Annotated in this window: 22 protein-coding genes and 1 tRNA gene; 15 read left to right on the plus strand and 8 right to left on the minus strand. The window is 65.4% G+C overall.

All coding sequences use genetic code 11. The features are described from left to right. Positions 1-5 precede the first annotated feature (5 nt). From dnaQ to AC1DVS_RS02560, 7 genes are all read left to right on the plus strand, one after another. On the plus strand, positions 6-698 hold the full coding sequence (gene dnaQ, locus AC1DVS_RS02530) for a DNA polymerase III subunit epsilon (protein ID WP_478019970.1): 693 nt from the start codon (positions 6-8) through the stop codon (positions 696-698). Positions 699-754: 56 nt separating this feature from the next. Continuing rightward, positions 755-1,336, plus strand: a complete 582-nt coding sequence (gene hpf / locus AC1DVS_RS02535; protein ID WP_478019971.1) for a ribosome hibernation-promoting factor, HPF/YfiA family — start codon at positions 755-757, stop codon at positions 1,334-1,336. A gap of 78 nt (positions 1,337-1,414) precedes the next feature. Then, the gene (locus AC1DVS_RS02540; protein ID WP_478019973.1) at positions 1,415-1,882 is read left to right on the plus strand and encodes a PTS sugar transporter subunit IIA; all 468 of its coding nucleotides are present in this window, start codon (positions 1,415-1,417) and stop codon (positions 1,880-1,882) included. Continuing rightward, the gene (locus tag AC1DVS_RS02545) at positions 1,869-2,354 is read left to right on the plus strand and encodes a PaaI family thioesterase (protein WP_478019975.1); all 486 of its coding nucleotides are present in this window, start codon (positions 1,869-1,871) and stop codon (positions 2,352-2,354) included. Before AC1DVS_RS02540 ends, AC1DVS_RS02545 begins: the two co-directional genes overlap by 14 nt. A 10-nt stretch (positions 2,355-2,364) precedes the next feature. Beyond that, positions 2,365-2,706 (plus strand): DUF1491 family protein, encoded by a 342-nt coding sequence (locus AC1DVS_RS02550; RefSeq protein ID WP_478019977.1) that lies wholly within the window; start codon positions 2,365-2,367, stop codon positions 2,704-2,706. 160 nt (positions 2,707-2,866) lie between these two features. Then, a complete protein-coding gene (locus AC1DVS_RS02555; RefSeq protein WP_478019979.1) occupies positions 2,867-3,526 on the plus strand; it encodes a cell wall hydrolase in 660 nt (219 codons plus the stop codon). Between the two features lie 50 nt (positions 3,527-3,576). Continuing rightward, positions 3,577-4,071, plus strand: a complete 495-nt coding sequence (locus AC1DVS_RS02560) for an MmcB family DNA repair protein (RefSeq protein ID WP_478019980.1) — start codon at positions 3,577-3,579, stop codon at positions 4,069-4,071. Here the strand turns inward: AC1DVS_RS02560 and AC1DVS_RS02565 are convergent. Next, positions 4,068-4,673: an ankyrin repeat domain-containing protein gene (locus AC1DVS_RS02565; RefSeq protein ID WP_478019981.1), complete on the minus strand. Its 606-nt coding sequence runs from the start codon at positions 4,671-4,673 to the stop codon at positions 4,068-4,070. The genes AC1DVS_RS02560 and AC1DVS_RS02565 overlap by 4 nt on opposite strands. A gap of 65 nt (positions 4,674-4,738) precedes the next feature. On the opposite strand from AC1DVS_RS02565, the gene AC1DVS_RS02570 reads away from it, so the two are divergent. From AC1DVS_RS02570 to AC1DVS_RS02580, 3 genes are read left to right on the plus strand one after another with little or no spacing between them, the layout of a single operon-like run. Further along, positions 4,739-5,371 (plus strand): SCO family protein, encoded by a 633-nt coding sequence (locus AC1DVS_RS02570; protein WP_478019983.1) that lies wholly within the window; start codon positions 4,739-4,741, stop codon positions 5,369-5,371. Beyond that, positions 5,368-5,802, plus strand: coding sequence for a YcgN family cysteine cluster protein (locus AC1DVS_RS02575; protein WP_478019985.1), 435 nt, complete (start codon positions 5,368-5,370; stop codon positions 5,800-5,802). The genes AC1DVS_RS02570 and AC1DVS_RS02575 overlap by 4 nt, the downstream gene beginning before the upstream one ends. Beyond that, the gene (locus AC1DVS_RS02580) at positions 5,799-6,470 is read left to right on the plus strand and encodes a M48 family metallopeptidase (RefSeq protein WP_478019986.1); all 672 of its coding nucleotides are present in this window, start codon (positions 5,799-5,801) and stop codon (positions 6,468-6,470) included. Before AC1DVS_RS02575 ends, AC1DVS_RS02580 begins: the two co-directional genes overlap by 4 nt. A 105-nt stretch (positions 6,471-6,575) precedes the next feature. Here AC1DVS_RS02580 and AC1DVS_RS02585 read toward each other — a convergent pair whose 3' ends face one another. From AC1DVS_RS02585 to AC1DVS_RS02610, 6 genes are all read right to left on the minus strand, one after another. After that, positions 6,576-8,708 (minus strand): transglycosylase domain-containing protein, encoded by a 2,133-nt coding sequence (locus AC1DVS_RS02585; protein WP_478019988.1) that lies wholly within the window; start codon positions 8,706-8,708, stop codon positions 6,576-6,578. Between the two features lie 101 nt (positions 8,709-8,809). Next, positions 8,810-9,232 carry a peptide-methionine (R)-S-oxide reductase MsrB gene (msrB, locus tag AC1DVS_RS02590; RefSeq protein WP_478019990.1) on the minus strand — a complete coding sequence of 141 codons (423 nt, stop codon included), beginning with the start codon at positions 9,230-9,232 and terminating at the stop codon, positions 8,810-8,812. Beyond that, positions 9,220-10,368: an NAD(P)/FAD-dependent oxidoreductase gene (locus AC1DVS_RS02595; RefSeq protein WP_478019992.1), complete on the minus strand. Its 1,149-nt coding sequence runs from the start codon at positions 10,366-10,368 to the stop codon at positions 9,220-9,222. Before AC1DVS_RS02595 ends, msrB begins: the two co-directional genes overlap by 13 nt. Next, positions 10,347-11,036 carry a methyltransferase domain-containing protein gene (locus AC1DVS_RS02600; RefSeq protein WP_478019993.1) on the minus strand — a complete coding sequence of 230 codons (690 nt, stop codon included), beginning with the start codon at positions 11,034-11,036 and terminating at the stop codon, positions 10,347-10,349. The genes AC1DVS_RS02595 and AC1DVS_RS02600 overlap by 22 nt, the downstream gene beginning before the upstream one ends. Beyond that, positions 11,033-12,109, minus strand: coding sequence for a type III polyketide synthase (locus AC1DVS_RS02605; RefSeq protein WP_478019995.1), 1,077 nt, complete (start codon positions 12,107-12,109; stop codon positions 11,033-11,035). Before AC1DVS_RS02605 ends, AC1DVS_RS02600 begins: the two co-directional genes overlap by 4 nt. A gap of 209 nt (positions 12,110-12,318) precedes the next feature. Continuing rightward, a tRNA-Leu gene (locus AC1DVS_RS02610) sits at positions 12,319-12,405 on the minus strand. Positions 12,406-12,533: 128 nt separating this feature from the next. Between AC1DVS_RS02610 and AC1DVS_RS02615 the strand changes: the two genes are divergently transcribed. After that, positions 12,534-13,919, plus strand: a complete 1,386-nt coding sequence (locus AC1DVS_RS02615; protein WP_478019996.1) for an MATE family efflux transporter — start codon at positions 12,534-12,536, stop codon at positions 13,917-13,919. Here AC1DVS_RS02615 and AC1DVS_RS02620 read toward each other — a convergent pair. Continuing rightward, on the minus strand, positions 13,870-14,577 hold the full coding sequence (locus AC1DVS_RS02620) for a zinc-ribbon domain-containing protein (protein WP_478019997.1): 708 nt from the start codon (positions 14,575-14,577) through the stop codon (positions 13,870-13,872). The two genes, AC1DVS_RS02615 and AC1DVS_RS02620, sit on opposite strands and share 50 nt — an antisense overlap. A 181-nt stretch (positions 14,578-14,758) precedes the next feature. Between AC1DVS_RS02620 and ftsE the strand changes: the two genes are divergently transcribed. From ftsE to AC1DVS_RS02640, 4 genes are read left to right on the plus strand one after another with little or no spacing between them, the layout of a single operon-like run. Then, positions 14,759-15,478, plus strand: a complete 720-nt coding sequence (gene ftsE, locus AC1DVS_RS02625; protein WP_478019999.1) for a cell division ATP-binding protein FtsE — start codon at positions 14,759-14,761, stop codon at positions 15,476-15,478. After that, positions 15,475-16,368: a cell division protein FtsX gene (locus tag AC1DVS_RS02630; protein WP_478020001.1), complete on the plus strand. Its 894-nt coding sequence runs from the start codon at positions 15,475-15,477 to the stop codon at positions 16,366-16,368. Before ftsE ends, AC1DVS_RS02630 begins: the two co-directional genes overlap by 4 nt. Further along, positions 16,365-16,901: a YdcF family protein gene (locus AC1DVS_RS02635; protein WP_478020003.1), complete on the plus strand. Its 537-nt coding sequence runs from the start codon at positions 16,365-16,367 to the stop codon at positions 16,899-16,901. The genes AC1DVS_RS02630 and AC1DVS_RS02635 overlap by 4 nt, the downstream gene beginning before the upstream one ends. Then, positions 16,898-17,584 carry a lysophospholipid acyltransferase family protein gene (locus AC1DVS_RS02640; protein ID WP_478020005.1) on the plus strand — a complete coding sequence of 229 codons (687 nt, stop codon included), beginning with the start codon at positions 16,898-16,900 and terminating at the stop codon, positions 17,582-17,584. The genes AC1DVS_RS02635 and AC1DVS_RS02640 overlap by 4 nt, the downstream gene beginning before the upstream one ends. Positions 17,585-17,625: the final 41 nt, after the last annotated feature.

Genomic DNA, 17,625 nt, shown 5'->3' on the forward strand with positions numbered 1-17,625 from the left:
GGGTCATGCGCGAAATCGTCTTCGATACCGAGACCACAGGATTCAGCTTCGCCGATGGCGACCGGATGGTGGAAATCGGGTGCGTCGAGATGATCAACCGGGTCGAGACCGGCCGCACCTTCCACGCCTATTTCCATCCCGAGCGCAGCATGCCCCCCGGCGCCCAGGCGATTCACGGACTGAGCGACGCTTTCCTGTCGGACAAACCGCTGTTCGCGCACGGCGTGGATGATCTGCTCGAGTTTCTCGGCGACAGCCCGCTCGTCGCGCACAATGCCAGCTTCGATTTCGGCTTCATCAATGGCGAGCTCGGCCGCTGCGGTCGCCCGCCGATCAGTCTCGATCGGATGGTCGATACCATCGTCCTTGCGCGCACGCGTCATCCCGGCGCCAAGCACAGCCTTGATGCGCTGTGCAGCCGTTATGGCATCGACCGCAGCCACCGCACGCTTCACGGCGCGCTGCTCGACGCGCAGCTGCTCGCCCAGGTCTATGTCGAGCTGACCGGCGGCCGCCAGATCGGGCTCGGTCTCGTGTCGGAGACGATCGAGGTGCAGACCAGCTTCTCCCCATCCGCGCCGCCGGCAACGATCCGGCCGCCGCGCATTTTCTCGCCAAGCGAGGAGGAACTCGCCCGCCACGCTGCGTTTATGAAGAAGGTGGTCAATCCACTTTGGGCGAGCGAGTCGCCCGGTTGACGTTGGTGCCGGGGCGGGCCTAGCTGGTTCCGCTCCCTTTTTGAAGGAGACTGCTCATGGACATTCGGATTTCGGGCCACCAGGTCGCTACCGGCGACGCCTTGAAAACCCATGTCGAGGCTCGGCTTCAAGCGATTGCCAACAAATATTTCTCCCGCGCAATTTCTGCCCATGTCACTTTCGGCAAGGGGCCCCATGACAACGGATTTACCTGCGATATCATAGCGCATGTCATGCAGGGCGTTGTGCTCAAGGGCAGCAATGACGGCATGGACGCGCACGGTGCGTTCGACGGTGTCGCCGACAAGTTCGAAAAGCAGCTCCGCCGCTATATGCGCCGCCTGAAGGATCGCAACGCTGGGCAGGTCAGCCCCCCGATCGAGAACGGCGCCTATGATGACGCGGGCTATACCGTATTCCGCGAAACCGATGACGAATTCGCCGAGGATTTTCCGCCGATCATCGCTGAGACGCGAGTCGATGTGCCCGACGCCACCGTGTCGGATGCGGTGATGATGCTCGATCTGCGCCACACCAACGCGCTTCTGTTCCGCAATGTCGGATCGGGCGCCTATAATATGGTCTATCGCCGGGGAGACGGCACGATCGGCTGGGTCGAGCCGCAGCGCGCCGCCTGACTCTGGGCCTGACGCTGGCCCCGGCGCGCATTCGGCGCTATGGGCGCGCGCCGGGGTGCGGGTTCCTCAAGGATGAAGATGACCGATTTAAGCGATCTGTTGCTGCCGGAAACCGTGCTCGAACGGCTTCCGGTAGCCAACAAAAAGGCCCTTTTCCAGCAGCTTGCGAGCGTAGCGGCGTCAGCCTACGGCCTTGATGCGGCGACGATCGTCGAGCGGCTGAACGCACGGGAGAAGCTTGGATCGACCGGCTTCGGTGCCGGTGTCGCTGTGCCCCATGCCAAATTACCCGGCCTGAACCATGTCGTCGGCGTGTTCGCCAAGCTTGCGCAGCCGATCGACTTCCAGGCAGTCGACGATCTGTCGGTGGATATCGTGTTCCTGTTGCTGTCGCCGGTCGATGCGGGGGCAACCCATTTGCGGGCGCTGGCACGCGTGTCCCGGCGGCTGCGTGAACGCGGCTTTGTCGACAAGCTGCGCGGCGCCGGTTCGCCTGACGCGCTCTACGCGTTGCTGACTGCCGACGAAGCTCGTGACGCTGCCTGAAGGGGCCCCCCAAATTCAAGCCCCGGCTCAGGGCGAGGAAGCGCATTTCCGCGCACTTGAATCGCTTTACGCTGCGGCACCGATCAACCGGCTGTTCGAATCCACCCTCGAAATCTCGGCGCCCGGCATCGCCCGAATCCATTTCACGATCGACGAACGCTATTTCCACGCTGGCGGTGCGGCGCATGGCACGAGCTATTTCAAGATGCTCGATGACGCTGCCTTTTATGCGGCGAACAGCCTCGTCACCGATCGCTTTCTGCTCACCACGGCGTTCAACCTGCTCTTCACCAAGCCGCTGAAAGCCGGCCCGGTGATCGCCGAGGGGCGGTGGGTCAGTGGCCAGCGCCGCGTGTTCGTCGCTGAGGCACGGCTGATCGACGGCGAAGGGGAAGAGGCGGCACGCGGCACCGGTACTTTCATGCGCAGCCGAATCCCGCTCGCCGGCCTGCCTGGTTACCGACCGGCATGAGCGCCAATTCATGATTGGGCGCCTGCCGAGCGGGGTGCTCGTCGGGGCGATGTTGCGACGGGTGAACGACGCCGGCGGGATCGGGACGATGCTCGCGCGTGGTGACGATCAGGCAGGCGCTATCCTGGTCATCACGCTGGAAAGAGGGATTAATCCTCAAGCGTGGGAACGCGGAATCGGCCCTTCCGGCGCGTCAGAACTCATCAGGGTAGGACCACAAGCCACTGATAATATTGGAGAAGTTAACGATTACTGGCAGCGTCGGCGTATCCGTGATCCGGATCTATGGGTGATCGAGCTGGATATCGCGCAGGCGGAACGATTCGCCGCAGAAACGATGTCCGAGGGTTGACTTCGCTGCGCCGCACAAAGAAAGGCACCCGCATTGTCACGCGCGTTGTGCCGTGCCGGGTGCGATCCGGCTAGGTTACGCAGTCGGGGGGCAGTCCAGCTGATCATCCTTTTGGGATCACGATCAGGTCTGCACGCCAACCGCATAGCTCGAAGTATTAATGACGTTTTTCAATCGCGCCGCAGGCATCGCGGCGATGGCACTCAGCATCACTGGCATGATTGGCGCCAGCACACCGGGCTTCGCACTTGAGCTCGATAAGTCAGTCAACGTACCGACACTGCTTCCGGTTCCAAAACCGACAGTAACCCCAGCGGTGGTAGTCACCCCTGTCCAGGCCGATACGACCCGGACCGACACCCCCGATCCCGCTGTCCAGACTGATGGCGACGACGATTCAAATCCCGAATATGCAAGCCTCTCCGCCGCAGTCGCTGCGCAGGATGATGGCGAAGCGCTCGACCGCGAGCTCACCTGCCTGGCCGGTGCGGTCTATTTCGAATCCAAGGGCGAGCCACTGGCGGGCCAGCTCGCTGTCGCGGATGTGATCATCAACCGCACCAAGTCCGGCCGCTTCCCGGCCTCGATCTGCTCGGTCGTCACGCAACGTGGCCAGTTCTCGTTCGTGCGCGGCGGCCATATCCCGACCATCGCGAACAGCCGCGCCTATCGCACCGCGGTTGCGGTGGCACGCGTCGCACTGGCGGATGCGTGGGAGAACCCCGCCGGCGACGCCATGTATTTCCACGCCCGTCGCGTTTCGCCCGCCTGGCGGATGCAGAAGGTCGCGTCGATCGGAAATCACATCTTCTATCGTTGAACGATCGCGTCGCTATTTGACCTGTTCGTGAAATGTTCTAGATCGGGGGGATGCTGCAGCGTCCCCCCGATTCGTGTCTGGATGCGCCGGAGTCGGCACTCTGCGCGCTCGATGTCGCGCGCGGTACTGTCCGCATGCTGCTTCGGCATGATCTCATCGCCATGGCCGAGGTCCCGCTCGATGGCGGCCGCCGCGCCGATCTGATGGCGATCGATTCGCGCGGCAATATCGTCATCATCGAAATCAAGGTTTCGCGCGCCGATCTGCTCGGTGATGCGAAATGGACTGATTATCTGGGGTGTTGCGATCGCTTCTACTGGGCGATTCCCGCCGGCTTCGATGCGCGGCCGCTCGATGGCGAGGCATTCCTGCCGGAACGCACCGGGGTGATCATCGCTGATCGCTATGATGCAGCGATCGTCCGCGAGGCCCATACCGCACCACTCTCCACAGCCACGCGCAAGCGCAACACCCTTGCCTTTGCACGACGCGCCGGCAGGCGGCTGATCGGTCTGATCGATCCCGACGCTGGGGCGCTACTCTAGAATTTCGGTCCGGAGACTGCCCGGCGCGGCTTTTTCGGCGTGTCAGCCATCAGCTTCGCCATTGCTGGCGACCGCGTATCGTCGGCCGCATAGTCGCGCGCCGACTTGCCGGCGAGCACATCGGGCTGGTCGGGATCGGCCCCTGCCGTCAGCAAGACCCGAGCGGTCGCCAGATCGCGGTTCTGCACAGCGCGGATCAGCGCGGTCTCGCCGCTTGAATTGCCGAGATTCACATTCGCGCCCTTGGCCAGCAGGAACTGAATCATGTCGGTCTCGCCAGTGGTCGCGGCGAGCAACAGGGGCGTAGTGCCCTTATTGTCCTTGATATTGGGGTCGGCGCCCTTGGCGAGCAGGAACTGGAGATAGGTCATGTCGCCACGTTTGACGACGATGTGGAGGGCGGTCTCGCCGGTCGAATAATCGCGCGTGTTGACGATGGTCGTGCCCGGCTGGTTCAGGAACTTCATCACATCGTCGCCCTTGGCGTCGCGGATGGCCTGCAGGAATCTGTAGCTGTCCGATCCGCCGATTTGTGCCGAGGCGGGGGCGGCAGTACCGAGCAGCGCCGCCGCGAGCGCGGTGCCGATAATACGTGCGAACATCGTGCGACTGATCCCTGGTTCGATTGTGTTTCGGGGCGACCTTGCGTGGCGGAGCGTAACAGATCATGGCTGGCGATGCCATGAACGAAACCCGCGCGCCGCGCCGGCATCCGATCCGCGCCCTTTCCCTGATGTTCTGGGCCGCGCTCCCCCTCACTGCCTGTTCAGGCCCGGCGGCACCCGACAGGGCGCCGCTCGAGGGCGCGAAGATCGGCGGCCCCTTCACCCTGATCGACCAGGATGGGCATAAGGTCACCGATCGCGATTTCGCCGGCAAATACCGCATCATGTATTTCGGTTACACCTTCTGCCCCGATGTCTGCCCGACTGACGCCCAGAATATCGGCGCCGGGCTGCGGCTGCTCGAGAAAAGCGATCCGGCGCTTGCCGCCAGGATCGTGCCCATCTTCGTTTCGGTCGATCCGGCGCGCGACACGCCCGCAGTGCTCAAGGCCTTTGTCGGCGCCTTCCATCCGCGCATGGTCGGCCTGACCGGCAGCCCCGAGGCGATCGACGCCGTCGCGAAGGAATTTGTGGTCTATTATCGCAAGCAAGACGCCGCATCCGGCGGCGGCTATATGGTCGATCACAGCCGGGTTGCCTATCTTATGGATCCGCAAGGCAAGCCGCTCGCGCTGCTGCCCGAGGATAAGTCGGGGCAGGCAGTCGCCGACGAAGCAAGGCGCTGGGTGAAATGAGTGAGCGTTTCTGGGAAAATACGCCGATCGAGGCGCTCGACCGCGGTCAGTGGGAGGCGCTGTGCGATGGTTGCGGCAAATGCTGCGTCCACAAGCTTGAGGATGAGGAAACCGGCGAGCTGATGGCGACCAACGTCTCGTGCCGGTTGCTCGACCGCGCCACCGCGCAATGCTCGGATTATCGCCACCGTCACGCTTATGTCAGCGAGTGCGTGCGCCTCACTCGCGACAATGTCCGCACGATCGACTGGCTGCCGGCGACCTGCGCTTATCGCCTGCGCGCCGCCGGGGAGACGCTGCCGCGCTGGCATTATCTGGTCTGCGGCGATCGCGACGCAGTCCACCGCGCCGGCGAATCCGTGCGCGGATGGACGATTTCCGAGGATGACGCAGGCGATCTGGAGCATCATCTGGTCGATCGCGAACTGTGAGCTCTCCTGTCGAGATTATCCGCAACGCTCGCGCGCGCCGCGCCAAGCTGTCGGTCGATCCGGCGAGCGGCCGGGTGCGGCTGACCTTGCCGACCCGCGCGCCGGTCAAATCGGCGCTGCTCTGGGCCGAGGGTCAGCAGGCGTGGATCGCGGCGCAACAGGCACGCCTGCCCCGGCCGCGCCCGTTCATACCGGGCGGCACTATTCCCTTTGGCGATTCGGAACTGGTGATTGAATGGCGCGGAGCGGAGTCGCGCCGGATCGTCCGTGAGCGGGACGTATTGCGCTGTGGCGGTCCGCGTGATGGCCTGGCGCGGCGAATCGAATCATGGCTGAGGCGCGAGGCGCTGCGGGTGCTGAGTGCCGAAACCGCTGAATTCGCCGCCCGCGCGGGTGTGGCGGTGACCAGGGTCGCGATCGGCGACCCGCGCGCCCGCTGGGGAAGCTGCGCCTCAACGGGCGCTATCCGCTATAGCTGGCGGCTGATCCTCGCGCCCGATTTCGTGCGGCGCGCCACTGTCGCGCATGAGGTCGCGCACCGCATCCATATGAATCACGGGGCCGAGTTCCACGCCCTGGTCAAGCAGCTCGACGAAAACGACCCTGCCCGCTCGAGCGCCTGGCTACGCGCCAATGGCGCGGCGCTGCACTGGATCGGGCGCGAATAGGGCGGGATCGAGCTACGTTTGCATCTTCCCGCGGCGAAGGCCGAGGACCAATTAAGAAGGTAGAAGTAGCAGCGGGGAAACTTCGTCACCGCCGTTCCCGGCGAGTTATTCCGGCGGGCGGTCGCCCGGCCGTTCCGGCGGCAGGGTAGCGGGCGGGCGATCCCGTGGTTCGGGCGCCCGTCCCGGTGCCCGCTGCGGCCGCGGCGTATCGCGGCCAAGGACATGGTCCATCCAGTCCTGGTCTAGTCTTTCGGGACGGGCGGCGGGGCGACTATCGCCCGGCGGCAACGGATTGCCGTCGGGGTCGACCAGCTGGTCTGGCGGCGCATCGCCGCCCTGCGGGATAGGATCGCCATTCTCGTCGACGAACATGCCATTGTCGGGCTGGCCGAATTCCTCGTCAGGCTCGAGCTGGAAATCTGGCAAGGTCACCTGGGTTTCGAACTGTTCGATGGGGCGATTCGCGGTGGCGGGCTTCATGAACGCGGCAAAGGCGCGCGCCGGCGCGGTGCCGCCATGCAGGCCGGGGATAGCCTTGGCGTCGTCGCGGCCCATCCACACGCCCGTCGTCAGCCCGCTTGAAAAGCCGAGGAACCAGCCATCCTTGCTCGAGGAGGTCGTGCCCGTCTTGCCCGCAACTGGCCGGCCGATCTGGGCTGCCTTGCCGGTGCCGGTGTTCACTGCGGTCTGGAGCAGGTCGATCATCTGCGCGGCGACATAGGGGGCGACCAGCACATGGCTGCGATCGATCTGCTGCTGATAGATCACCTCGCCATTCGCGGTCACCTTGGTGATGCCATAGGGGTTCACCGCGACACCCTTGTTGCCGACGCTGGCAAAAGCGCGGGTCATATCGATCAGATGGACATCGGAGGAGCCGAGCACCATCGAGGGATAGGTGTTGATGGGCGTAGTGATGCCGAAGCGACGTGCCATGTCGGCGACCGTGCCGAAGCCGACCTGCTGGCCGAGCTTGGCCGCGACTGTGTTCACCGAATAGGCGAAGGCCGTGCGCAGCGTCATCTGCCCTGAATTGTGCCGGGAATCATTATGCGGGGTCCAGCCGTTGATCGTAATCGGCTCGTCGACCTCGGTGTCGTCGGGTTTGCGGCCAGCCTCGAGCGCGGCGAGATAGACGAACAGCTTGAACGAAGATCCCGGCTGCCGCTCAGCCCTGGTCGCCCGGTTATAGTTGGACGTCACATAATCGGTGCCGCCGACCATCGCGCGCACGGCGCCGTCTCGATCGATGCTGACAAGTGCGCCCTGTGCCCCGGCCGGCGCATTGGTGCGGATCGCCTCATCGGCGGCGCGTTGCATGTTGAGGTCGAGGGTCGTCCACACTTCGAGCGGGCGGCTCGTCTCGTCGATCATCGTGTCGAGCTGCGGCAATGCCCAGTCAGTGAAATAGCGGACGCTATTCTGTTTGGGCTCGGGCGCGAGGGTGATCGCCTTGGGGTTGGCCGCAGCGGCTTGCGCCGGGGTGATCTTGCCGGTCTCCACCATCAGCTGGATGACGACTCCGGCGCGGCCGACCGCTGCATCGGCATCGGCCGTCGGCGAATAAATCGACGGTGCTTTTACGAGGCCGGCGATGACCGCGGCTTCGGACAGGCTCAGATGATCAGCCCCGTGCCCGAAGAATTTGCGGGAAGCGGCATCGATTCCATAGGCGCCGCCGCCGAAATAGACCTTGTTGAGATAGAGTTCGAGGATCTGGTCCTTGGTGAATTTGCGCTCCATCGCGAGGGCAAGCAGAGCCTCGCGCGATTTGCGGCCGACATCATATTTGTTCGACAGGAAGATCGTCCGCGCGACCTGCTGGGTGATGGTCGATGCGCCCTGGATGCGCTTGCCGCTGCCGCGATTGGCGATGGCGAGCTTGACCGATCGCGCCAGACCGATCGGATCGATGCCGATATGCGAGCGGAACCGGCGATCCTCGACCGCGACCATCGCGTCGCGCATCACCGGCGGAATCTTGTCGAAGCTCAGCCATTCGCCATAGCTCGGCCCGATCGAGACGATCACCGTGCCGTCCGCTGCATGGACGCGGATCATCTGGCCGTTGGGCGAGGATTTCAGTTCATCGAAGCTCGGCAGCTGCGATTTCTGGATATAGACCGCAACGACCAGCGCGATCAGTCCGAGGACGAACATCACACCGAATATGCGCAGTGCCAGCCTCAGCCGGCGGCGCCATATCGGGGGCAGGGATGGCAGGAAGCGGGTGGCCATGGGGCGAGTGCGGGATAAGCCCTATCGATTGAGCAAACAAGACGTCGGCTTTGTGCGCTTTTGGTGCAGAGCCGATGGACAGGAAATGAACCGATCTGCGCTCAGGCTGCGGATTCACCATGGCTGTCAGTGCCGCGCGCCCGGAAATCGAGGCTGAGCGAGTTGATGCAATAGCGCAAACCAGTCGGCGGCGGCCCATCGGGGAAGACATGGCCGAGATGCCCGTCGCACCGCGCACAACGCGCTTCGGTGCGGGTCATGCCGTGGCTGACATCGCTATGCTCGGTCACATGCTCCGGCGCGATCGGCCGGGTGAAGCTCGGCCAGCCCGATCCCGAATCATATTTGTCGGCGCTGTCGAACAAAGGGTTGGCGCAGCCGGCGCAGCGATAGATCCCATCGGCCTTGTTGTTGTCGTAACGCCCTGAAAAGGCTGGCTCGGTGCCCGCCTCGCGCAAGACATGATATTGCTCGGGCGAAAGCTTCTTCCGCCACTCGGCTTCGGAAAGGGTCAATTGGTCCATGCCCGCCAGCTTTCCAGCCGTGCGAGCGGCTGGTCAAGGTGAGAATGGTTGATCCGGGTCAGTCTCGCGACGGCATCGATCAAAGCGGGGATGCGCCGGGCGACCGTAGTCGCACCCCGCGCAAGGCGCGGACGCTCCGCACCGGCCCGAATCAAGCCGGCGATCCCGATCGGCCGTGCAAGGTCGCGGGCGAGCCTGGCCTGAAAGGGAATCGCCGCTTCCACACCGCCCGCCGCATAGGCATTGGCAGCGCGGATACCACTGGCGATCGCAATGCCCATGCCTTCGCCCGCCAGCGACGGAATTACGCCGGCCTGATCGCCAAGCCGGAACAGTCGCGCCTCGCCGGCACGCACACGCCAGCCATAAGGCACGTTCGCGACTGCATCGATTGCCTCGCTGCCGCTACGCTGCGCGAGCCGTTCACCGAGCTGCGGGCATTCCCGCGCCAGCGCATCGAGCAGGCGATCGGTGCTGCCCGCCTCAGTCAGCCGCGAGCGATGGACCGCCATGCAGCAATTGGCGCTGCCGTCCTCCTGCAGCACCACGCCTGCATAGCCGCGATCGAACAGATGCAGCTCGATCGCATCGCCAACCAGCCGATCGAGCGTTGGCGAAGCGCCGAGCCGCACGCGTAGCCCGAGCGCAGGATCGGCGCCCCGCGCCTCGGCGGGCCGTGCTAGCCCGCGGACATCATGCTTGCCGCTGGCCAGGAACAGCGCGTCGCCGGCGAGATCGGCGCCATCCTGCAACCGCGCGACATTGCCTTCGATCGCTTTCACAGTGACGCCGCGCTCGATTCCCGCCCCGGCCTGTGCTGCCTGCGCCAGCAGAACGGTATCAAGTCGGTGCCGCGATACAGCCAGTGCCGGGCGCGGCAGGGCGGTTTCGGCCATATGGCGGCCAGCAAACAGTCTGACTCTGGTCACGTGCGCTTGGCCAAGCATCTCGGGCTCGACGCCAAGGCTGCGCAGTGAATCGAGCGTGCGCCAGCTCAGGAAGCCGCCGCACAGGGCATCGCCGGTCTCGTGGCTCCGCTCCACCAGCAGATGCGGCAGTCCGGCCCGGGCGAGCAAAATCGCAGCGCTCGCCCCAGCCGGCCCGCCGCCGATAATCAGCGCAGCGCTTCGACGCATAGTCGAAACGGGAAGGCGCGGTAGACCCGAGCGGAGACATGCGCCTCGACCAGGATCGGCGGCCATTCATCGGGGCGATAGGAGCGGGCGATCGAGAGCGTGCCGTCGTGCCGTACGATCGGGTGCCAGGCGGCGATCCGCGCCAGAATCGGGAAGCCCCAGTGCGCAAAGCCGTGGCGATGGAGATCGTTGACCAGCCACCCACGCCGCGCTTCAGCGTCCACGAAGCGCAGGAACGCGACAAGCTGTGGATGCGACATGTGGTGTGCGACCAGGCTGCTGATGATGAAGTCCCAGCCCTTACCGGCAAGATTGGCATAGTCGCCCGTCACATAGCGAATAGCGAGAGCATCCGGGGTATGGGCTCGCGCGGCCAGTTCGCTGCGCGGATTGAGGTCGACGCCGACCAGCTCTGCGGCGATTCCCCGATTTTTCGCCCATCGCGCGATCCGTCGCAGCATGTCGCCATCGCCGAACCCCACGTCGAGCAGACGGAAGGACGTCATGCCTTTGCTGCCCCGGTCGAGGAAATCGAGTGTCGGCCGGGCGGCCATGGTGATTAGGTTCACCTTTGCGAGATCGCCAACCACTTCGGCATAAGTCGCTGCGTCGAGATCCTCGCCGTCCATCAGCTCCTCGGCGATGGTGCGAGTGGCGAGGCCAGTCATGCCGCGCCCCGGAACCCGAAACCCTCGGCGGCGAGCCCCGGCCCGAAGGCAAGGGCGACGCCGTCCCTGATCGGCGGCCCGGCGAGCAGCCGCGCAAGCACGAACATCAGCGTTGCCGACGACATATTGCCGTTATCCGCCAACACGCCCCGCGAGGCGGCCAGCGCCGCTGACGGTAGGCCGAGGCTATGCTCGACCGCATCGAGAATCGATCGACCGCCCGCATGCACAGCCCAGCTATCGATCTCGGCAGGCGCGCGTCCGCCGGTGGCTGCGGCGGCGAAATCGGGGTTGGCGAGCCCGGCCGCGATCCGCGCCGGCACTTCGCCCGACAAATGCATCGCAAAGCCGCTATCTGTCACGTCCCAGCGGATCAGCTCAGCCGAATCAGGCAGGGTGGTCGCGAAGGGCTGGCCGATCGCAAATCCCGAGGGCTCGGCGCTGACGAGCGCCGCCGCCGCACCGTCGCCGAACTGAAGCATCGCCAGCAGCGGCTCGACCTCGCGCACTGCCTGGAGATGCAGCGTCGAAAGCTCGACGCACAGCACGAGCACCCGCGCTTGCGGGTCTGAGCGGACGATATGCCGCGCGGTCCGGATCGCCGCGACCGCCGCATAACAGCCCATGAAACCGATCAGCAGCCGCTCGATCGAGGAGGACAGCCCAATCCGCCTCGCGATGATCTGGTCGATCCCGGGCGCCACGAAACCGGTGCAGCTCGCGACGACGAAATGGGTGATGCCGGCGATCGAAACCTGCTCCTCCAGATCCGCGATCGCCGCGATTCCGAGCACCGGCGCCGTCTCCGCATAAAGTCGCATCCGCTCGCCAGTGCCGGGCAGTTCAGGCCGCGCATAGAAGCCGGTCGCAGCTACTGGCGATCCGCCGCCCGGGGTGCGATCGAGCACCGACCAGCGATGGTCGATGCCCGACCTTGCTGCCATCCGCGCAAACAGTTTCGCGGCGCGCTCATCCTCAATCCGACTCTGCGCCCATTCGATAAAGGCGTGGTGGATGTCATGGTCGGGAACGGCCGTGCCGATCGCGTTCAGATGAGCAAATATCTCTGGCAAGATCGGCTTTCTGCGGACGCGAACTGCTTCACGTTTCGGGTGCACTCGGTTGCGTAACGCGACTGTAGCGTGCTCGATCCGTTGGTGCCAAAGCTTTGCGCGAAGGTTCTATCGGCGGCGAAAATCATCCGCTGCCAGCCAAGAAAAGAGGCGGACGGATCTGATCCGCCCGCCTCGTGCCGGTCATGACCGGTTCTTCGAAGAGAATGTGGTGCGGCCGAGAAGACTCGAACTTCCACGGGCTTTCGCCCACAACGACCTCAACGTTGCGCGTCTACCAGTTCCGCCACGGCCGCACGTGAAACACCGCCGGACAAGCCCCGGCAGCTGGTAGGGGAGCGCCCCTAGCAAGGTGCCGCGCCGATAGCAACCGCCGATAGCGGGGCACCTATCCCGATCGCATCATCGACGTTAGCAGGGCGGCATGCCGCGCATCTCCGCCACCCCGATTGCCGACGAGACGCGCCGCGTCCTCGCTTTGGCCTGGCCGGTGATGCTGACCAGCCTCAACTGGACGATCCTCCACGTCACGGATGTGGTGCTGGTCGGGCTGGTCGGCACAGCAGAGGTCGCCGTACTCGGTGCGAGCCGGTCGCTGACCTTCGTCGCCATCGTCGCCGGGCTTGCCGGTCTTTCAGGCATCCTGGTCTTCACTGCGCGGGCGGATGGCGCCGGCGACCTGAAGCGCACCGGCGGTGTGCTGCGCGAAGGGCTGGTGTTCGCCTTGCTGCTCGGCCTCGCGATTGGCCTCATCCTGCTCCTGTTCGCCGGCCCGATGCTCGCCTTCATGGGCGTGACTGAGGAGCTCATGCCACGGGCCACGCGGGTCGTGCAGGTGATGGGCATGTCGTTCCCGTTCCAGCTGGTGATCGTCGCGGTGAGCTTTTTCCTGGAGGGCGTCAGCCGCCCGCGCCGGGTGATGGTCGTCAATCTCTCGATCCTGCCGCTCAACGCGCTGCTCGCCTGGGCGCTGTCGGGCGGCCATCTCGGCATGCCCGCGCTCGGGGCGGTGGGAGCCGCCACCGCTACCGCCATCGCTTCGGCCTTCGGTGCGGGGGCGATGCTCGTCGCGGCCTGGACCCTGCCGCGCGCCAAGCAGCGCGGCGTGCACGATCTCACGCTGGCGTCATGGCGCCAGGTGCCGATCGGCATTGCGCGTCTCGCGCGCTTCGGCGTGGTTCCAGCAATCGCCTCGGGGCTCGAGCTTGCTGGCTTCTCGATCCTGATCGCCCTCTCCACCCAGCTCGGAGACGCATCGGCCCATGCCTTTCAGATCGTCTTCTCGATCCACAATGTCACCTTCGCCGTCGCGCTTGGGCTTGGCTCGGCGGCCGGGGTGCGCGCCGGCAACGCAGTCGGCGAAGGCGATCCCGCAGCCGCGCTTCCCCGCGTCCTGATCGCGGCGGGAGTGGCGGCACTGCTCACCGCCTGCCTCGCCGCCTTGCTGGTGATCGGCCGCGCCGACATCGTCCGCGCCTTTCCCGCTACCGCCGAGGTCCATGGCCTCGCACTGGCGATGCTGCCCTTATGGGCGCCCTTCATTCTGTTCGACGGGGTGCAGGTGGTCTTCGTCTATGCGCTGCGCTCGCTCGGCGATCAGGTCGCGGCGGGCGTGAACAGCATCATCGCCTATTTCCTGGTGACGGGCGGGGCCGGCTGGTGGCTGATCCAAAGCGGGCTCGGCTTGCCCGGGCTGGTCTGGGCGTCAGGTGCCGGCATGGTTGCGGCGGCTGCGCTTCACGGCGGCCGCTTCGCCCTGATCAGTTCTCGGAATCGCCGGAGAAACTCAGCAGCATGCGCTTCGAATTGACCGGCACATCGAGTTTCGCGCTGTTGAACTCGAGATGGCCGCGTGGTGCGAGCGTCGTCGCTTCGGGCCGGATCGTCCAGCTATAGACAAGCCGGTTCTGCGCATCCTTCAGTTCGACGCGGATGTCGGGAACATGCTGGCGCACGCTGGTCGGGTTCACCACCTTGCCGCTGATCGCAAACATCGTGCTGCCATTGTCGAGGTCGCGGCGGTCGATCGGGTTGCTGATGATCTTCAGCGGCGTCTCTTCAGGGCCCAGCTGCAGCCCGAACTGCTTGGCGAGCCCCGGCGCGCCGCCCCACAGGATCGCCCCGGCGCCGATCATCATCGCGACGCCGGCGGCAAAGGCAGCCATTGTCCAGCGCCGCGCCGGGTTGCGGCGCGGGCGGGCGGGCGGTTGATGGGTGAAGTCCTCATATCTCGGTGCGCTGCCCGGCGGCGCGATCTCGACATCGGGTGGGGGCGGTGGCGGCGGCGGCGGCGCTACTGCTATGGGCGGATCCGCTTCGGCGCGGGCGACGAGATCGAGCACATTACCCGGCTGAAACCAGCTATGCTTGCACGCGGCGCACCGCACGGTCCTGCCCTCCGGCCCGACTGCTGAATCGGGAACGAGGTAGCGAGTCCGGCACTGGCTGCATTCAAGGATCATCGGCATTCGCTTCCGGCGCCCGGCCCATGGGCGCCTGACTTTGAACTAAGGCCTGTCCGTTATTCTCGCAATGGCCGTGATTATCCGTAAGGGCTCTCGCCATACGCACAGCCCTGCTTGTGGCGCGCGCCCCGATCGTGCGATGGCGGGGCGGGGCATAACGATCAGTGAGCGGCACCGCCGATTTATGGCGAATATCGTCCAGTTCGAGAATGTAGGGTTACGCTACGGCAGCGGCCAGGAGACGCTGTCCGACGTCAGCTTCACCCTGTCGACCGGCTCCTTCTATTTCCTCACTGGCGCTTCGGGTGCTGGCAAGACGTCACTGCTCAAGCTCCTCTATCTCTCGCAACGCCCGAGCCGCGGCCTGATCCGCCTGTTCGGTGAGGATGCGGTGACGCTCCCCCGCAAGCGCCTGCCCGGCTTTCGCCGCCGCATCGGCGTCGTGTTCCAGGATTTCCGGCTGCTCCCGCATCTCTCCGCTTATGACAATATCGCGCTCCCGTTGCGCGTCTCGGGCGTGCCGGAAAGTGACGTCGAGGCGCCGGTGCGCGAGATGCTTGCCTGGGTCGGCCTGTCCGATCGGGTGGAGGCGAAGCCGCCGACGCTTTCGGGCGGCGAGCAGCAGCGCGTCGCCATCGCCCGCGCGGTGATCGGCCGGCCCGAAATCCTCGTCGCCGACGAGCCCACCGGCAACGTCGATCCGGACATGGCCGAGCGGCTGCTCCATCTGTTCGATTCATTGAACCGGCTCGGCACGACCGTGGTGGTCGCGACGCATGACTTCCACCTGCTCGGCCGCATTCCCAACGCCCATATGATGCGGCTCGACAAGGGACGCCTTCTCGATCCGACCGGGTCGTTGCGCTTCCCGCCCGTCAAGCCGGGTCAGGATCCGGACGCATGAGCGTGCGCCTGATCACGTCTGCCGCTGATCGCCGCCTGCTCGACGAGAGCCGGGGCACACGGGCGATGACGTGGATCATGGCGATCATGCTGTTCCTGACAGTGCTCGCCGCGGCACTTGGGCTCGGCACATTGTCGGCCGCGAGCCTGCTCGATCACCAGCTCGCCGGGCGGCTGACGGTGCAGATCGTCGAGCCGGTCGATCGTGCCCGCGAAACCCAGACCGCCGCTGCCCTGGCGGTGCTCAGGCAAATGCCCCAGGTCACCAAGGTCCACCGGGTCGATCGCGCCCAGCTCGCCGAATTGCTCAGGCCCTGGCTCGGGGCTGACGGCGCTGACCCCGATCTGCCCGTCCCGGCAATGATCGACGTCGATCTCGGCGTCGGCACCGATGCGACGGTTGATCGGGTGACCCGCGCCGTGCTCGCGGTTGCCCCCGCCGCGCGGGTCGATCGCCATGAAGCCTGGATGTCGCCGGTCAGCAATTTCATGAACATGGTCACCTGGCTCTCGGCTGGCCTCGTGGTGCTGATGGCGGCGGCGACCAGCGCTGTCGTCCTCCTCGCCGCCCGCGCCGGACTCGAATCGCACCGCGACACGATCGAAGTGCTGCACATGCTCGGCTCGACTGACGTTCAGGTCGCGCGCCTGTTCCAGCGCCGGATCGCGCTCGATACGCTGTTCGGTGGAATCCTTGGCACCGCCTTTGCCATGGGGACGGTTGCCCTGGTCGGGCTGCAGCTCGCGGCGCTTGGGTCGGATTTGCTCGGCGGCCTTACCCTGTCGAGCCGGGATTGGTTGCTGCTCGGGCTGCTGCCGATCTCATTCGCGCTGCTCGCGACCTGGGCGGCGCGGTTCGCCGTGCTTGGCGCGCTGAGGCGGATCCTGTGATCAAGCGCATTCTTGGCGTCATCGTCCTGCTCTGGGCATTCGGCTTCGCCCTGTTCGCAATCGGCATGCCGGCGCCGCTCGGGGACGTGAAGACAGACGGCATCGTGGTGCTGACCGGATCGCCGGGGCGGATCGATCACGGCATCGCGCTGCTTCAAAAGCATGCGGCGCAGCGGATGCTGATCAGCGGCGTCGCCCCCCAGGTGCGCCCGGTCGAGCTCGCCCTGGAATATCGGGCCTCGCCGGCGCTGTTCGCCTGCTGCATCGATCTCGGCCATGAAGCCGTCGACACCCGTTCGAATGCTGAGGAGACCGCCGCCTGGGTCAAGCATCATCACTATCGTTCGATCCGTCTCGTAACCTCGAACTGGCATATGGCCCGCGCCCGGCTCGAACTCACCAACGCCCTGGGCGCTGATGTCTCGGTGGTGGCGGACGGCGTGCCGAGCAACCCGCGCTTCGGCATGCTGATCAACGAGTATAACAAACTGCTGGTCCGCCGCGTCGCGCTCTGGCTTGGGCTCGGCGCATGAACTGGCTACGCACCATCGCCTTCATGATTGTCTTCTATACCGGTTCGCTGCCGATCGTGCTGCTGACGCCGATCACCACGATGTTCGGGCGCAAGGCACTGATCGTCCACACCCATATCTGGACGAAATTCCACGGCTGGACGACGGAGCATATCCTCGGCATCCACCGCCGCCTCGAAGGCGAGCTCTATGCCGATGGGCCGGTCATCTACGCCGCAAAGCACCAGGCGATGTACGAAACGCTCGAGCTCGGCCGCATGCTGCGCACCCCCGCCATCGTCATGAAGCAGGAGCTGGCCTCTATCCCAGTCTGGGGCTGGGCGGCGCGGAAATATGGCGTCATCGTCGTCGATCGCGAGGCAAGCGCCGGCGCACTCCGCCGCATGGTGCGCGAGGCCCAGGCCGAACTCGCGCTCGGCCGCTCGATCCTGATTTTCCCAGAAGGCACCCGCGTTCCGCCGGGCGAACAGCCGCCCCTGCGCGCGGGGTTCGCTGGACTCTATCAGATGCTCAAGATCCCCGTGATCCCGGTCGCGATCAATTCCGGGCTGGTCTGGCCCAGGCACGGGCCAAAGCACGCTGGCGTGGTGACGTTCCGCTTCGGCGAGCCGATCCCGCCCGGCTTGCCGCGAGCCGAGGCGGAGCGGCGCGTACACGCTGCGATCAACGCGCTTGAGGCGTAAGGGAGCGGCTGCCCTGGAGAGCAGAGGGAGCCAAACGCCAT

Source organism: Sphingomonas sp. P3_C5, assembly GCF_056402635.1.

What these genes read in the sequence shown, in the direction of transcription:
- AC1DVS_RS02555 (WP_478019979.1), top strand. Translation starts at nt 2,867, where the DNA reads ATGACGTTTTTCAATCGCGCCGCAGGCATCGCGGCGATGGCACTCAGC.
- AC1DVS_RS02630 (WP_478020001.1), top strand. Translation starts at nt 15,475, where the DNA reads ATGAGCGTGCGCCTGATCACGTCTGCCGCTGATCGCCGCCTGCTCGAC.
- AC1DVS_RS02560 (WP_478019980.1), top strand. Translation starts at nt 3,577, where the DNA reads ATGCTGCAGCGTCCCCCCGATTCGTGTCTGGATGCGCCGGAGTCGGCA.
- AC1DVS_RS02540 (WP_478019973.1), top strand. Translation starts at nt 1,415, where the DNA reads ATGACCGATTTAAGCGATCTGTTGCTGCCGGAAACCGTGCTCGAACGG.
- AC1DVS_RS02600 (WP_478019993.1), bottom strand. Translation starts at nt 11,036, where the DNA reads ATGACTGGCCTCGCCACTCGCACCATCGCCGAGGAGCTGATGGACGGC.
- AC1DVS_RS02570 (WP_478019983.1), top strand. Translation starts at nt 4,739, where the DNA reads ATGGCTGGCGATGCCATGAACGAAACCCGCGCGCCGCGCCGGCATCCG.
- dnaQ (WP_478019970.1), top strand. Translation starts at nt 6, where the DNA reads ATGCGCGAAATCGTCTTCGATACCGAGACCACAGGATTCAGCTTCGCC.
- AC1DVS_RS02620 (WP_478019997.1), bottom strand. Translation starts at nt 14,577, where the DNA reads ATGCCGATGATCCTTGAATGCAGCCAGTGCCGGACTCGCTACCTCGTT.
- AC1DVS_RS02585 (WP_478019988.1), bottom strand. Translation starts at nt 8,708, where the DNA reads ATGGCCACCCGCTTCCTGCCATCCCTGCCCCCGATATGGCGCCGCCGG.
- ftsE (WP_478019999.1), top strand. Translation starts at nt 14,759, where the DNA reads ATGGCGAATATCGTCCAGTTCGAGAATGTAGGGTTACGCTACGGCAGC.
- AC1DVS_RS02565 (WP_478019981.1), bottom strand. Translation starts at nt 4,673, where the DNA reads ATGTTCGCACGTATTATCGGCACCGCGCTCGCGGCGGCGCTGCTCGGT.
- AC1DVS_RS02595 (WP_478019992.1), bottom strand. Translation starts at nt 10,368, where the DNA reads ATGCGTCGAAGCGCTGCGCTGATTATCGGCGGCGGGCCGGCTGGGGCG.
- AC1DVS_RS02615 (WP_478019996.1), top strand. Translation starts at nt 12,534, where the DNA reads ATGCCGCGCATCTCCGCCACCCCGATTGCCGACGAGACGCGCCGCGTC.
- hpf (WP_478019971.1), top strand. Translation starts at nt 755, where the DNA reads ATGGACATTCGGATTTCGGGCCACCAGGTCGCTACCGGCGACGCCTTG.
- AC1DVS_RS02575 (WP_478019985.1), top strand. Translation starts at nt 5,368, where the DNA reads ATGAGTGAGCGTTTCTGGGAAAATACGCCGATCGAGGCGCTCGACCGC.
- msrB (WP_478019990.1), bottom strand. Translation starts at nt 9,232, where the DNA reads ATGGACCAATTGACCCTTTCCGAAGCCGAGTGGCGGAAGAAGCTTTCG.
- AC1DVS_RS02550 (WP_478019977.1), top strand. Translation starts at nt 2,365, where the DNA reads ATGATTGGGCGCCTGCCGAGCGGGGTGCTCGTCGGGGCGATGTTGCGA.
- AC1DVS_RS02640 (WP_478020005.1), top strand. Translation starts at nt 16,898, where the DNA reads ATGAACTGGCTACGCACCATCGCCTTCATGATTGTCTTCTATACCGGT.